At 33.6% G+C, this 15,817-nt stretch carries 11 protein-coding genes; 8 read left to right on the forward strand and 3 right to left on the reverse strand.

The features are described from left to right. Positions 1–102: 102 nt before the first annotated feature. Positions 103–792, forward strand: a complete 690-nt coding sequence (locus C8C88_RS06740) for an NUDIX domain-containing protein (RefSeq protein WP_121337378.1) — start codon at positions 103–105, stop codon at positions 790–792. 197 nt (positions 793–989) lie between these two features. Here C8C88_RS06740 and fsa read toward each other — a convergent pair whose 3' ends face one another. From fsa to C8C88_RS06755, 3 genes are all read right to left on the reverse strand, one after another. Continuing rightward, complete coding sequence (fsa, locus tag C8C88_RS06745) at positions 990–1,646, reverse strand: fructose-6-phosphate aldolase (protein WP_121337379.1); 657 nt, start codon at positions 1,644–1,646, stop codon at positions 990–992. A gap of 28 nt (positions 1,647–1,674) precedes the next feature. Beyond that, entirely contained in the window at positions 1,675–3,711 is a 2,037-nt protein-coding gene (locus tag C8C88_RS06750; protein WP_121337380.1) for a transketolase, read from the reverse strand. Positions 3,712–3,998: 287 nt separating this feature from the next. Then, positions 3,999–4,997, reverse strand: a complete 999-nt coding sequence (locus tag C8C88_RS06755) for a GntR family transcriptional regulator (RefSeq protein ID WP_121338594.1) — start codon at positions 4,995–4,997, stop codon at positions 3,999–4,001. Positions 4,998–5,094: 97 nt separating this feature from the next. Between C8C88_RS06755 and C8C88_RS06760 the strand changes: the two genes are divergently transcribed. From C8C88_RS06760 to galE, 7 genes are all read left to right on the forward strand, one after another. Further along, the gene (locus tag C8C88_RS06760) at positions 5,095–6,150 is read left to right on the forward strand and encodes an aldose epimerase family protein (RefSeq protein ID WP_121337381.1); all 1,056 of its coding nucleotides are present in this window, start codon (positions 5,095–5,097) and stop codon (positions 6,148–6,150) included. Position 6,151: 1 nt separating this feature from the next. Next, complete coding sequence (locus tag C8C88_RS06765; RefSeq protein WP_233549317.1) at positions 6,152–7,195, forward strand: glycosyl hydrolase 53 family protein; 1,044 nt, start codon at positions 6,152–6,154, stop codon at positions 7,193–7,195. Between the two features lie 266 nt (positions 7,196–7,461). Beyond that, complete coding sequence (locus C8C88_RS06770; RefSeq protein WP_121337382.1) at positions 7,462–9,888, forward strand: DUF4982 domain-containing protein; 2,427 nt, start codon at positions 7,462–7,464, stop codon at positions 9,886–9,888. Between the two features lie 118 nt (positions 9,889–10,006). Further along, positions 10,007–11,176 (forward strand): galactokinase, encoded by a 1,170-nt coding sequence (gene galK, locus C8C88_RS06775; RefSeq protein ID WP_121337383.1) that lies wholly within the window; start codon positions 10,007–10,009, stop codon positions 11,174–11,176. Continuing rightward, positions 11,176–12,237: a UDP-glucose--hexose-1-phosphate uridylyltransferase gene (locus C8C88_RS06780; protein ID WP_121337384.1), complete on the forward strand. Its 1,062-nt coding sequence runs from the start codon at positions 11,176–11,178 to the stop codon at positions 12,235–12,237. The genes galK and C8C88_RS06780 overlap by 1 nt, the downstream gene beginning before the upstream one ends. Before the next feature lie 11 nt (positions 12,238–12,248). Next, positions 12,249–14,471, forward strand: a complete 2,223-nt coding sequence (locus tag C8C88_RS06785) for an alpha-galactosidase (protein ID WP_121337385.1) — start codon at positions 12,249–12,251, stop codon at positions 14,469–14,471. A gap of 31 nt (positions 14,472–14,502) precedes the next feature. Next, positions 14,503–15,519, forward strand: coding sequence for a UDP-glucose 4-epimerase GalE (galE, locus tag C8C88_RS06790; protein WP_121337386.1), 1,017 nt, complete (start codon positions 14,503–14,505; stop codon positions 15,517–15,519). The last annotated feature ends 298 nt before the right edge of the window (positions 15,520–15,817 follow it).

Here is a 15,817-nt window from a genome sequence, read left to right on the forward strand (position 1 = left end):
TTGAATTTGTAGTTTGCAAGTTTACTAAGTGTAAAAACTACATTAATTAATTATGTATTTTTTGTGAAAGTTGCTATATTTACCCTGAAAAAATAAGATAGGATGTTAAATAATTATAGTTCGGCAGATAAAGTTTTATTGGCTGTAGATTGTATCATTTTTGGTTTTGATAATGAAGGATTAAAAATTCTTTTGATTAAAAGGGATTTTGAACCTGAAAAAGGGAAGTGGTCTTTGATAGGAGGATTTCTTAAAAAAGAAGAGGTATTAGATACTGCCGCAATTAGGATTTTGAATCGATACACCGGTCTTCAAGATATTTATATGGAACAATTATATACGTATAGTGAAATAGATCGTGATCCAGTTGAAAGAACAATTTCGGTTGCTTATTACGCATTAATTAATATTGAAAATCATAATGCGGAATTAATTAAAAATTATCACGCACAATGGTTTAGTGTTCCAGATGCACCAAAATTAATTTTTGACCACAACAGCATGTTGGATCATGCCATCAGAAGATTGCGTTATAGAACTTCTATTAAACCTGTTGGTTTTGAACTTTTGCCTGAAAAATTTACAATGCGTCAATTACTAGAATTGTATGAAGCTATATTGAGTAAAGAATTAGACAAACGAAATTTTATAAGTAAAATAAATTCTCTAGATATTTTAATAAAACTAGACGAAAAAGACATGTTGTCCTCTAGAAAAGGGTCTTATCTGTATACGTTTGACAAAGAAAAATACGATGCAAAATTGTTGAATGATTTTGTTTTGAACTTATAGTTAAGAACTAGAGTTATAACTAATAAAAAAGGAAGCTTCTTAAAATGAGGCTTCCTTTTTTTTACAAACTAACTAAACTAACTTTAATGAAAAACTATTCTTCACTCTTTGATTGACTACAATTTCAATGATTTTCAGAATAGTTTATAATATATTGACTGCTGAAAAATGGCAACAGCAGTCTTAAAATGTTTATTCTAGCTATTTCCTTTGTTGTAATCCGCTAAGAAAGTAGCCAGACCACTATCCGTAAGTGGGTGTTTCATCAAACCTTCAATTGCGCTTAATGGTCCAGTAATTACATCAGCTCCAATTTTTGCACAATTCAAAATATGCATGACGTGACGAACTGAAGCAGCCAGAATTTGTGTTTCAAAACCATAGTTGTCGTAAATCAATCGAATCTCTTCAATTAAAGCCATTCCGTCTGTAGAAATATCATCTAATCTTCCGATGAAAGGGGATACATAAGTAGCTCCAGCTTTTGCAGCTAGTAATGCTTGACCAGCTGAAAATACCAATGTGCAATTCGTTCTGATTCCTTTATCCGAAAAATATTTTATAGCTTTTATTCCTTCTTTGATCATTGGGATTTTCACTACAATTTGTGGATGTAAAGCAGCAAGTTTTTCACCTTCGGCAATCATTCCTGCTAAATCTGTAGAAATAACTTCGGCACTTACATCACCATCTACTAATTCACATATTTTCACATAATGAGCAATAATATTATCAGCTCCTGTAATTCCTTCTTTTGCCATTAGCGATGGATTTGTAGTAACTCCATCAAGAATTCCTAAATCATTTGCTTCTTTTATATCTTTTAAATTTGCAGTATCTATAAAAAATTTCATCTTTTTATTATTTATATTAGGGGTTAATTTATTTACTTTCTTGTATGTATTTTAGGATTTCCTGACAAACATTTTCGCTGGTAAATCCAAATTTTTGGTCTAAAACACTAGCTGGAGCGGAATATCCAAAATGTTCTAATCCAATTATTTTTCCGCTGTCGCCAATTAATCCTTCTAGATTTACCGGAAGTCCTGCAGTTAGTCCAAAAACTAATTTTCCTTTAGGAATAATACTTTCTTGATATGCTGCAGATTGCTGTTTGAATAGGCCTTCAGAAATAATTGAAGCAACGTTGATGTTTAGATTTTTTTCTTTTTCTAAAACAATAGCAGCGTCCAAAAGGGTTGAAACTTCAGATCCGTTAGCTATTAAAGTAATGTCTGGATTGTGGGTTGATTTTACTAAATAACCTCCTTTTTTAGCTTCAGTTGCCTCTTGGTATCTGGAGTTTTCAGCAGGTATATCTTTAATGTTTTGTCTCGAAAGAATCAAAGCAGTTGGTGTATTAGTGTTTTTTAAAGCCATGTCCCAAGCCACTGAAGTTTCTATAGCATCAGCTGGTCGTAAGGCTAATAAACTTTGGTGTCCAGAATGGTTTTTTATTTTTTCTAACAAACGCATTTGTGCTTCTTGTTCAATAGGTTGGTGGGTTGGTCCATCTTCACCTACTCGGAATGAATCGTGTGTTAAGACATATTTTACGGGTAATTCTTGAATAGCAGCTAATCGAATGGCAGGTTTCATATAATCTGAAAACACAAAGAAAGTAGCTACAACAGCTACAACACCTCCGTGAAGGGCAATTCCGTTAGCGATTGAAGTCATTGTAAGTTCAGCAACACCAGCTTGTAAAAAAGCTCCATCGAAATTATTTTTTTGTAAAACAGATGATTTTTTAAGGAATCCATCCGTTTTATCACTGTTTGATAAATCCGCAGATGATACAATCATGTTTTCTACATGTTCTGCTAAGTAAGCTAATACGGCTGATGAAGCATCTCTGGTAGCTGCATTTGATTTTTGAACAACGTTACTTAAATCTAATTCGGGTAATTTTCCAGATAAAAACAGCTCCATTTTTTGGTTTAATTCTGGATTTTCTTTTTTCCAAGTCGCTATATGATGCTTTTTGTAAGCGGCATCTTCGGCTTTTTTGGCTAAGACTTTTGAATAATGTGTTTCAACTTCTTCATAAATTCCAAAAGGATTTTCAGGATTTGCACCTAAATTGATTAAGGTTTTTGCATAATCTGCTTTGGTATCACCTATAGGTTTTCCGTGTAGCTCACATTCGCCTTCATACATATCGCCATTTGCGGTAACACATCCTTTTCCCATAATTGTTTTTCCAATTATTAGGGTTGGTTTTTCTGCTTCTTGATTAGCTTCATTCAATGCTTTTCTGATTTGTTCATGGTCATGTCCATTAATTGTGATGACTTTCCATCCCCAAGCTTCATATTTCATAGCAGTATCTTCTGAGGTAACTTCATCCGTCATCGATGAAAGCTGTACATCATTCGAATCATAGAACATGATAAAATTGTTTAAGCCTAAATGCCCTGCAATTCTCCCTGCACCCTGCGAAATTTCTTCTTGAACACCACCGTCAGTGATGAAACCATATATTTTATGTGTAAAAACCCCTTTGAATCGAGCGTCTAGAAACTTTGCAGCAATAGCGGCACCTACACCCATAGCGTGTCCTTGACCTAGAGGACCAGATGTGTTTTCTATTCCTCTAAGAACATCTACTTCTGGATGGCCTGGAGTTACAGATCCCCATTGTCTAAAACTTTGTAAATCTTCTTTTTTATAATTCCCTAATAAATAATATTGGGAATACATTAAAGCAGATAAGTGTCCAGCATCCATAAAGAAGCGGTCTCTAAAAGGCCAATCCATTTGTGTTGGATCAAAATTTAAATATTCTGTATATAAAATGTGCAAGAAATCAGCACCTCCCATAGCGCCACCTGGATGCCCTGAATTTGCTTTTTCGACCATTGATATGGCTAAAGCTCTAATGTTGTCAGCAGCTAAATTGTCAATTTTTTTATTCATGTTTATATTGTAAAAATTAAATATGCTTTGTTATTCTATTACAAATCCCTGTTATTTTTGATATACTAAACGTTTATACGGTCAACGTTGAGTTATTCTATTTCAGTATGGAGTTGTTGACTAATGTATTGTATCTGAGTAATAATCTGTACAAAATAATAATAAGTGTAAAAAATACATTTACAAATGTAAACAAATTTTTTTTACAAAAACAAATAAATTTTTTTTCTTGCTTTTTTGAGATGAAAGAAGAGTTAGGGTAATTAATTAAAAACTAAAACCTTTTTTTACAAAGAGTTTCGAATTATTAAGGCACTTTTATTTTCTATTTGTTCTTTTTTTCCTTTCAGAATCATTTGTGCTAAAATTTTACCCATAGCTTCAAAATCTGTTGAAATTGTTGTGATTCCGTTTTCAACAATCTTTTTTAATGGAGTTTCGTTATAGGAAACAATACCATAATCATCACCTAGTTTTAGCTCTTGTAACTTTGCTTTTTCAATTACTTGAACTAAATCACGATCACTCGGAATAACATATACTTCTCCTTTTTTTATTTCTTTATTTTTAAACTCGGTAATAATTTCATAATCGAAAGCAAAGTCTTTGCAAAAATTCTCGAATCCAATTTTCATTCCTAAAGGTTCTCTAAATCCCGGAAAAATCATAATTAGTTTTTCGTATTTAGTTAATCTTGATTTTCCTTTTACTAAACCATTATAAATGTCTTTTAAGTGATTTTGAAATACCGCGGGATAGGATTTTAGTTCAGGATTAGTCTGGTCTAATATATAAACTTCATTTACTGGTAGGGTTTCTATAATTGCTGCGGCTCCAACTAAATTAGTAGGCATAATAATATATTTTGTATAGTTGCCATTACTGTCGTTGATTAGTTTTTGGAAAACTTGTAGGTTAAAATGATGAAAGAAAATATCTACTTGAACATCTTTTCCAATGTTTTCTAAAAAGGAATTATAAAGGTCTTCTTTGAAAATATTTAATTCTTCAAAAAGTAAAAAAATGCGTTGTTTTATGCGGACTTCAGTACTTTTTATATAGTAGCCTTTGCCAAGAATAGCATAGATTATTCCTCTTTTTTTCAATTCTTCGTAGGCCTGTAAGACCGTATCGCGCGACAAAGAAAACTCGAGACATACTTTGTTTATTGATGGGAGTCTTTCGTCTTTTTTTAAGTTGCCTTCCTCAATAGTTTTCTCAATAGAATAAATAATTTGTTTGTATTTCGGAATCCCCTGATTTTTCTGAACATTTATAACTTTCATGATTCGACTTTTTGCAAATATATAAAAACTGGTAGGTACTGGTATGTAAATTATGATAAATATTTTAATTTTGAATTTCATATTTGATAAAAAAATAATGAAAATAAAAGATATATCTCATTTAAAGCCCGCTTGTATAATGGAATTGTTTGGTTTGACGCCAGATAATGACACTGTCGATTCTATTGAATTGACTAATAAAAAAGGGATGAAATTAAAAGTTATCACTTATGGGGCTACCATTACATCATTAAAAATGCCCTTGAAAAGAGGCGGTTTTGTGGATGTGGTTTTAGGATTTGATGATTTAGAATCTTATATCAATTCATTTGATTTAGAAAGTCCTCCTTATTTTGGAGCGACTATTGGACGATATGCAGGTAGGATTAACAAGGGTGTTTTTAGTTTGAATGGAAACCTAATTCATTTAAATAAGAATAACAATACTAATTCTCTGCATGGAGGAAATATTGGCTTTAGCCAAAGGATATGGAAAGTTAAAAAAGTGACGGAAGGTAAAAATCCATCAGTAACTTTGACTTATCTAAGTCCAAATAATGAAGAGAATTATCCAGGAGATTTATCTGTTAATTTAACCTATACGGTATCTGAAGAAAATGAATTAATTGTTGAATATACTGCTACAACTAATCAAGATACAATCATAAATTTAACGCATCACAGTTATTTTAATCTGGATGGTCATGATTCTGATATTTTAGAACAGGAATTAATTGTAAATTCACAAAAAATGTTAGAGACTACGAATCAGAATAGTCCAACAGGGAGATTTTTGGAATTAGAAAATAATCCTTTCGATTTTAATGAATCCCAAAAGTGTCCTCCAGAAATAGATAACACTTTTGTTCTAGAAAAACAAAATGAAGAGTTTGCTGCATCGCTTTTTAATAAGAAAAACAATTTAAGAATGTCGGTATTTACAAATCAACCGGCCGTTCATATCTATGTTGGAGGCAATTGTTTCAATACTATAAAAGGGAAAGAAAATGCTGATTATAATTCGCTGAGCGGGATTTGTTTTGAAACTCAAAATTTTCCAGACGCACCAAATCATGAACATTTTCCGAGTTCGATATTGAGAAAAGAAGAAATATATTATCATAAAACTATTTATAAATTTCAATCCTTTTAAGATGAAAAAAATTAAAAGCACGCTGTTTTTTAGTATGATAATTTCATTAGTCTTTAGTTCCTGTACTTCACAAACTATTGACAGACCAGGGCAGCCAATTAATAATTTTGCTAAAGGTGCTGATGTGGGTTGGTTGCCACAAATGGAAGCAACTGGATATAAATTTTATGATACTGATGGTAAACAAAAAGATTGTTTGCAATTGCTAAAAGACCGAGGAATGAATACCATTCGGTTGCGGGTTTGGGTTAATCCTTCGAATGATAAAGCGAGCGGACATTGTAGTCCTGCCGAAACTGTAACTATGGCGGTTCGTGCCAAAAAAATGGGAATGCGCATCATGATTGATTTTCATTATAGTGATTCGTGGGCTGATCCTGGCAAACAAATCAAACCAAAAGCATGGGAAAATCACAGTTTTTCACAGTTGTTGACAGATGTTTACAATCATACTTTTGATGTTTTGACTGCCTTAAAATCAGCAGGAGTTACACCAGAATGGGTACAAGTTGGCAATGAAATTCCGGGCGGAATGATGTGGCCAGAAGGAAGCACCAAAAACTGGAATCAATTGGCACAGTTATTAAACAAAGGACACGATGCTGTTAAAGCGGTTGATGCTACAATAAAAGTTATTGTTCATCTTGATGAAGGGAATAATGGAGAGAAATTCAGATTGTTTTTTGATAATGCTAAAGCAAATAATGTGAAGTATGATGTGATTGGATTGTCGTATTACCCTTTCTGGATTAAGAAAGATTATAAAGAAACCATTGCAGATTTAGCAAATAATCTAAATGACCTGACAACTCGATATGACAAAGAAGTGATGGTTGTTGAAGTGGGTGGTATTGATACTTTGGAACAAAACACATATGACATGTTAACTGCTGTTATAAAAGCGGTAAAAGCAGTGCCAAATAATAAAGGATTGGGTGTGATTTACTGGGAGCCCCAAGGAGCCAAATCGTGGAGTAACTATGAATTAAGCGCATGGAAATCTGATGGGAAACCATCTATGGCACTAGATGCGTTCAAAGAATAGTTAAGATTAATTAAACCTGAAGATAGCCGTTAATTCTATAAGTGATAGCATTTTGTCGAAAAAATTGTTGCGACATATAAGTGATATAAGGTTTTAATTTGAATAAAATCAAGTAAAACTAACAGTTCATTTAAGCACTTTCACATAGCTTGCAAAGAACGTTTTTAACTTATATTTCTAATTTGGCAAATTAGTATACTTTTGCTTGTATGACTTATATGGTTAAAATTAAATGCATAGATATTAAATAATTTATACCGTTTAAAATGAAGAAATTGACACGTATTTTGGTTTTATTTTTAGCATTTACACAAATCGCTTTGTCTCAAACACGAGTCGTTAAAGTGTTAGATTCCAATTGGAAATTTCAAAAAGGCGACTTTGAACAAGCGTATAAAGTAAATTTTAATGATTCAAAATGGGAATCCGTAACTGTTCCGCATGATTGGGCAATTTACGGGCCTTTTGATAAAAATGTAGACATACAAAATGTTGCTATTGTCCAAAACGGAGAAAAAATAGCTACCGAAAAAACAGGTCGAACAGGCGCTTTACCCCATGTTGGAACAGCCTGGTATCGCAATACGTTTACCTTACCCAAAGATTCAAAAGGGAAAAAAATAATGCTACTTTTTGAAGGTGCCATGAGTGAGCCTCAAGTGTATTTAAACGGAAAAAAAGTTGGAGAATGGGCGTACGGTTATAGTTATTTTTATTTTGATGTTTCCCAATTTACACAAGAAGGAACTAATACATTGGCAGTAAAACTAACCAATAAAGAATTTGCTTCACGTTGGTATCCAGGTGCCGGTTTGTATCGAAAAGTAAGTGTTATTGTAAAAAATAACGAAAGTATTGACCAATGGGGACAGTTTGTAACGACACCTTTTATCAGTCAAGAACTGGCTAAGATTAACATTAAGACCAATGCTTCTGGAAAAAATAGTCGTTTAGTTACCACTATTTTTGATGCCGAAGGTCACAAACTAAGTTCAGAGGAGTCGACGGAAAAATTCGGAAAGGAGTTCGATCAAAATTTAAAAGTAGAAAAGCCAAAAATATGGAGTCCCGAAACCCCTTATTTGTATAAAGCAGTTTCCCAATTGTATGTTGGAAATGAACTGAAAGACGAAACTTCAACCCGTTTTGGAATTCGAGAAATAAAATACGAGCCTAATAAAGGTTTTAGCCTAAATGGAAAGATAACCAAATTTAAAGGAGTTTGTCTGCATCACGATTTGGGTCCGCTTGGAGTTGCCGTAAATAAAGCCGCATTACGCAGACAAATGAAGATATTAAAAGATATGGGTTGTAATGCGATTCGCAGTTCGCACAATATGCCTTCTTTTGAGCAGCTTGAATTGGCGGATGAAATGGGATTCATGTTTCTAGCAGAGAGTTTTGATGAATGGGCAAAGCCAAAAGTTGAAAATGGGTATCATCGTTTTTTTGAGGAATATGCTGAAAAAGACATTGTGAATTTAGTGCAAGCAACCAGAAATCATCCTTCTATCGTAATGTGGAGTGCTGGAAATGAAGTGCCGGATCAATGGGGAGAAGCTGGTGTAAAACGAGCTAAATGGTTGCAAGAACTATTTCACAGAGAAGATCCAACACGTCCGGTAACTGTAGGTATGGATCAAGTAAAAGCGACTATGGAATCTGGTTTTGGAGCTTTGCTTGATGTTCCAGGATTGAATTATAGGGTACATTTATATGATGAAGCATTCTTGAAATTTCCGCAAGGGTTTATTTTAGGTTCAGAAACCGCTTCGACGGTTAGCTCCAGAGGAATTTATAAATTTCCTGTGGTTCAGGAAAAAGACAAGCAGTATCCTGATTTTCAGTCTTCCTCATATGATTTAGAAGCCTGCAGTTGGTCGAATGTACCTGATGAAGATTTTGTGCTTCAAGATGATAAACCTTGGGTAATTGGCGAGTTTGTTTGGACTGGTTTTGATTATTTAGGTGAACCTACGCCTTATGATGAAAGCTGGCCGTCTCGCAGTTCTTATTTTGGAATTAACGATTTAGCGGGTTTGCCTAAAGACCGTTATTATTTATACCGAAGCCGTTGGAATACAAAGGAATCAACCCTTCATATCTTGCCACATTGGAACTGGGAAGGTCGTGAAGGAGAAACAACTCCTGTTTTTGTTTATACAAACTATAATAGTGCTGAACTTTTTATCAATGGCAAAAGCATGGGAGTGCAGACAAAAAATAAAAGCACACCCCAGAATCGTTACCGTTTGATGTGGATGAATGTAAAATATGAGCCAGGAACGGTAAAAGTGGTGGCTTTTGATGACAATGGTAAAGCTGTTGCTGAAGAAGAAGTGCATACAGCGGGCAAGCCTTATCAAATTGTTTTAGATGCGGATAGAAAAACAATCACTGCCAATGGCGAGGATATTTCTTTCGTAACCGTATCTGTAGTGGATAAAAATGGAATTATTTGTCCTACGGCTACTAATCAGTTAAAATTTAAGGTTTCTGGAGCGGGCACTTACAGAGCCGCCTGCAATGGTGATGCTACTTCACTCGAAATGTTTCATAAAGATACCATGAAACTTTTTAGCGGAAAATTAGTGGTGCTTGTAAAATCGACAACAACTGCTGGTGATATACAACTTGAAGTTAATGGTGCTGGGCTTAAGAGTGGTAAATTAGCCTTGGTATCTACAAAATAAATAAATAACCGAAGCTGGAATTGCGACCATTATTCTTAAAACAAAAATTAAAAATACCAATACAACTAAACGCTACAACTGAAAGTTTCAAAAAAAGTAGTGTATTAATTCTAAAACAATGAACAATATTCTAATTAAAAAAACGACCGCTTTCTTTGAAGAGAACTTTGGATCGGAACCCAAAAAAATAGTGCTGTCTCCGGGAAGAATTAACATTATTGGAGAGCATGTTGATTACAATGATGGTTATGTTTTGCCAGCTGCAATTGACAAAATTATCTGTTTTGCTTTCGAAAAAAATTATACCAATACCTCAAAAATCATTGCTATAGATTTAGATGATTCTTTTGAAGTTGATTTGACAACGGATATGGAATTGACGGATAATGTATGGACTAATTACATTCGTGGAGTTATTAATCAATTGAAAATCAAAGGTTTTGAATTTGATGGGTTCAATTGTGTTTTCAGTAGCAATATTCCTGTAGGTTCTGGTTTGTCTTCTTCGGCGGCATTAGAATGTGGGTTTTTGTTTGGAATCAATGAACTTTTTGAACTGAAAATAAAACCAGTTGATATCGCCTTAATGGGTCAAAGTGCCGAACATTGGGTAGGGATTAATTGCGGAATTATGGATCAGTTTTCGAGCGTCATGGGACAAGAAAATAAAGTCATAAAAATTGATTGCAGAACCTTAGAATATGAATATCATGAGGCTAATTTTAGTGATTATTCTTTAGTTTTATTTGATTCGAATGTAAAACATTCCTTAATGACATCGGCTTATAATGAAAGAAGGCAGCAATGTGAAGAAGGGATTGCGATTATAAAAAGTAATTTCCCTGAGATAGCTAGTTTTAGAGATTGTAACGAACAACATGTTTTAAAATTACAAGATGTAATGAGTGCCAATGTTTTCAAAAGGTGTCTTTTTGTTGTAAAAGAAATTAAGCGAGTACGTCTAGCTTGTGATGCTTTGGACAAAGGTGATTTTGAAACCTTGGGTAAATTAATGTTCGAAACACATCAAGGATTATCGGTTGATTATGAAGTAAGTTGCGCCGAATTAGACATGATTGTAGACACGCTTAAAAAGGAAGATGCCGTGGTAGGTTCCCGATTAATGGGTGGCGGTTTTGGTGGATGCACCATCAATTTAATTAAAAAAGGGCATGAAGAGCGAATTAAACAACAGCTTTCTGCACTTTACTTAGAGACTTTTGGAATAGAATTAAAAATTTATGATGTTAAAATCGGAAACGGTACATCACTTTATATCGCGAAATAATGAAAAATTTTGATATCAACGAAGATCCGCACAGACGTTATAATCCGTTAATCAACGAATGGGTTTTGGTTTCTCCACACCGTTCGAAACGTCCTTGGCAAGGGCAAAATGAAGCAATAACTTCGGATGCATTGCCAGAATATGACCCAACTTGTTATTTGTGTCCGGGAAATGTTCGAGCGAATGGAATGGTCAATCCCAACTATGAAAGTTCTTTTGTTTTTGAAAATGATTTTGCTGCTTTGAAGCAAGAAGAAATTGCTTTTGAAGAAAATAAAAAGGATACTTTTTTTAAAGCCAAACCAGAAAGAGGAATTTCTAAAGTAGTTTGCTTTTCGCCAAAACATAATTTGACCTTGCCAGAAATGCCAGCTGATGCGATTGAAAATATCATTCATACTTGGCAAAAAGAATACACTGATTTAGGAAATGTAGATTACATTAATCACGTTCAGATTTTTGAAAATAAAGGAAGTGTGATGGGTTGTAGTAATCCACATCCACACGGTCAAATTTGGGCACAATCTTCTTTGCCAACCGAAGTGGAGAAAACGCAAAGTAATCTGAAAGCCTATTTTGATACGCACAATAAAACGCTTTTGGAAGATTATTTAAAAGAAGAATTAAAACTGGATGAACGTATCGTTATTGAGAACGATCATTTTGTGGTATTGGTTCCTTTTTGGGCAATTTGGCCTTATGAAACGATGATTGTCAGTAAACGAAATGTGAGTAAAATAACCGATTTTACTCAAACGGAAGTCTCAGATTTTGCTGTTATTTTAAAACAATTGACAACTAAATATGACAATCTTTTTGAAACATCTTTCCCATATTCATCAGGGATTCATCAGTCGCCTACAGACGGAGAATTGCATCCAGAATGGCATTTTCACATGCATTTCTATCCGCCTTTATTGCGTTCTGCAACCGTTAAAAAATTTATGGTGGGTTACGAAATGATGGGCGAATCACAAAGAGATATTACGCCAGAGAAAAGTGCTGAAATTTTGAGGGCGCAATCAAATGTTCATTATAAAAATAAAGTTATTAAATCTTAGATTAATTATTTATGAAAGAAAAACTAAAATTCTGTTTTAATAAAAAGGGTGTTTTTACATTGCTTTTTATGTTTAGTGTAATCAGTTTATGGGCACAAAAAGTTACAATACCCATTGCAACTAATAGCAATATGATGTTGTTACAAACTGATAGTAATAATCGTTTGATGACAGTCTATTTTGGAAAACCTCTGGCGAATGTCAATGAATATTCATCAGCTTCAGATGCTTATAATTTCAAGGATGAGAATGCCGGAATCTATAATGGTGTTTATACGCCTGCTGGAACTTGGAATCTTTCGGAGCCAGCTATTCAAGTAAAGCATGCTGACGGGAATCCATCTTTGGAACTTAAATATGTAAGTCATAAAACAGAAAAAATTGATGCTAATTCATCTCTTACAAGTATTATTTTAAAAGATCCTGTTTACCCATTTGAGGTAACTTTGTTTTATAAAATTTGGGCAAAGGAGAATGTAATTGAACAATGGTCGGAGATAAAACACAATGAAAAAAAGGCAGTTCTGCTTCAGAAATTTGCGTCGGCTAATTTATATTTTACCAATAAAGATTTTTACTTGACTAGTTTTCAAGGGCAGTATTTAAAGGAAATGCAGCCAATTGAATCAAAACTTTTACAAGGAATTAGAACAGTAGATTCTAAACTAGGAACAAGAGCGATGTTGCTTCAAAATCCTAATTTTATTTTATCTTTTGGGAAGCCTGCTTCAGACACTGAAGGTACAGTTATGTTGGGACAATTGGCTTGGAGCAGTAATTTTAAATTAGATTTTGAGGTTGATTCGTATAAGAATCTTCGTCTTATTGCAGGGGTTAACCCATATGCTTCTGAATATCTTTTGCCTGCGAACCAAGTTTTTAAAACACCGTCTTTTATATATGCTTTGTCTAATAATGGTACTGGTGAGGCAAGTAGAAATCTTCATGATTGGGCAAGAAAATATAGAGTTTTGGATGGCGAAGGGGAACGTCTTACGTTGTTAAACAATTGGGAAGCTACCTATTTTGATTTTGATGAAAATAAAATTTCGGAATTATTTAAAGGCGCTAAAGACATTGGTGTAGATATGTTTTTGTTGGATGATGGATGGTTTGCAAATAAATATCCTAGAAACGATGACAAAGCAGGTCTTGGAGACTGGAAAGAAAATGCAAAGAAGTTGCCTAATGGATTAGGTTATTTAGTAAAAGAAGCCAAAAAAGAAGGGGTTAAGTTTGGGATTTGGATTGAGCCTGAAATGGTAAATCCTAAAAGTGAGTTGTATGAAAAACATTTGGACTGGGTAATCCGTCAGCCAGAAAGACCAGAAGTGTATTATAGAAACCAATTAGTGCTTGATTTGTCAAATCCAGAAGTACAGGATTTTGTATTTGGAATAGTAGACAACCTTTTTGTAAAAAACCCGGAATTGGCATTTATAAAATGGGATTGTAATGCGGTTATTTACAATGCGTATTCAGCCTATCTGAACAAAAAAGGCATTCCGCAATCGAATTTATACGTTGATTATATAAGAGGTTTGTATAAAGTACTACAAAGAATTCGTGCTAAATATCCTAAAGTTCCTATGATGTTATGCTCAGGTGGAGGCGGACGTGGAGATTATGAGATGTTAAAATACTTTACTGAATTCTGGCCGAGTGATGATACAGAACCTATTGAAAGAATATTTATGCAATGGGATTATTCTTATTTCTTCCCTTCCATTACAACGGATAACCATGTGACTGACTGGGGAAAACAGCCTTTGAAATTTAGAGTTGATGTAGCGAGTATGGGTAAATTAGGGTTTGATATTGTGGTTAGTCATTTAAGCGATAAGGATAAGTTATTTTGCAAAGAAGCAATAAAAAATTATAGTTCATTCAAAGATATTGTTTGGCATGGCGATTTGTATCGTTTAGTGAATCCACATGAAAATGATATTTCGGCATTAATGTATGTTGATAAAGACAAAAGTAAGGCCGTTGTTTTTAATTATTTGGTTAACAATCGATTTATGTTGACAGCAACTCCACTTCCAGTTGTTTTGAAAGGATTAGATCCAAACAAAAAATATGCAGTAAAAGAATTAAATATATATCCGGGAACCAAATCGACAATGCCTTCTGAAAATGTTTTTTCAGGTGATTTTCTAATGAAAGTAGGAATTAATCCGAATGTGAATTTACAGAGAACTAGTGTAGTACTTGAAATAACAGAGGTCAAATAAAGTTTCAAAGCACATTGTAAAATTTTAAAATATGAAAATAGTTGTTACTGGAGGTTTAGGCTTCATAGGTTCACATACGGTTGTCGAGTTGCAAAATGAAAATTTGGAAGTAGTTGTTATTGATAATTTGTCTAATTCCTCCATCGAGGTTTTAGATGGTATCGAACGAATAACGGGGAAGAAACCTATTTTTGAAAATTTTGATTTAAGAGATAAAAAAGCGACTCAGGATTTTTTCAAAAGACATTCTGATGTAGCCGGTGTTATTCATTTTGCAGCCTCAAAAGCAGTTGGCGAAAGCGTGAAAGATCCGTTGTTGTATTATGAAAATAATGTGGCATCACTGGTATATATTTTACAGGAATTGCAAAAAAAACCTCAAGCTCAAATTATTTTCAGTTCTTCTTGTACCGTTTACGGTCAAGCCGAAGTAATGCCAATTGCCGAGACAACTCCTATTCAAGTAGCGATGTCTCCTTATGGGAATACCAAGCAAATTGGCGAAGAAATTATTGCTGATGTGACCAAAATGAGTAACATCAATGCTATTTTGTTGCGTTATTTTAATCCAATTGGCGCACATCCTTCAGCTGAAATAGGCGAATTGCCTATTGGTGTTCCACAAAATTTAGTTCCTTTTATTACGCAAACAGGAATTGGCCTGCGAAATGAATTGCTAGTTTATGGGAATGATTATCCAACAATTGACGGAACCTGCGTTCGAGATTATATTCATGTAGTTGATTTAGCAAAAGCACATGTTTTAGCCTTACAAAGACTATTGAATAAGAAGAATTTGGAAAAATTAGAAGTCTTTAATCTTGGAACAGGGAAGGGTAGTTCCGTATTGGAAGTAATTCAAGCATTCGAAAAAGTTAGTGGAACAAAGCTACCTTACAGAATTGTTGCCAGACGCGAAGGAGATGTTACGTCTACTTACGCTAATACAGATAAAGCGAATGCAATTCTTGGTTGGAAAACACAATCTACTCTTGAAGAAGCTATGGCGAGTGCTTGGAAATGGGAACAGAAGGTGAGACAGCGCTAATAATTTGATTTTAAAAGTCAAAAAACAAGGTAATTAATTTACATAAATAAATAAAAAACAACTGTAAATCAATAACTTATGTTTTGTATTTGTGAAATATAACTTATTTAACAATAATAAATGTAAAAAATACATTTGTAAATGATGAAAATAAATATTTTTATTTTACTTTTGACTTTCGTAAATTCATAAAAATATAATAAAATTAAAACACATATCACATTTTATAACTGATTCTATAATGAAATTATAAAGTTTCATCTAGATGTTTTGAAGTTTAATTTGTGTGAGAAAAATA

The organism is Flavobacterium sp. 123, assembly GCF_003634825.1.
Lineage (GTDB): Bacteria > Bacteroidota > Bacteroidia > Flavobacteriales > Flavobacteriaceae > Flavobacterium.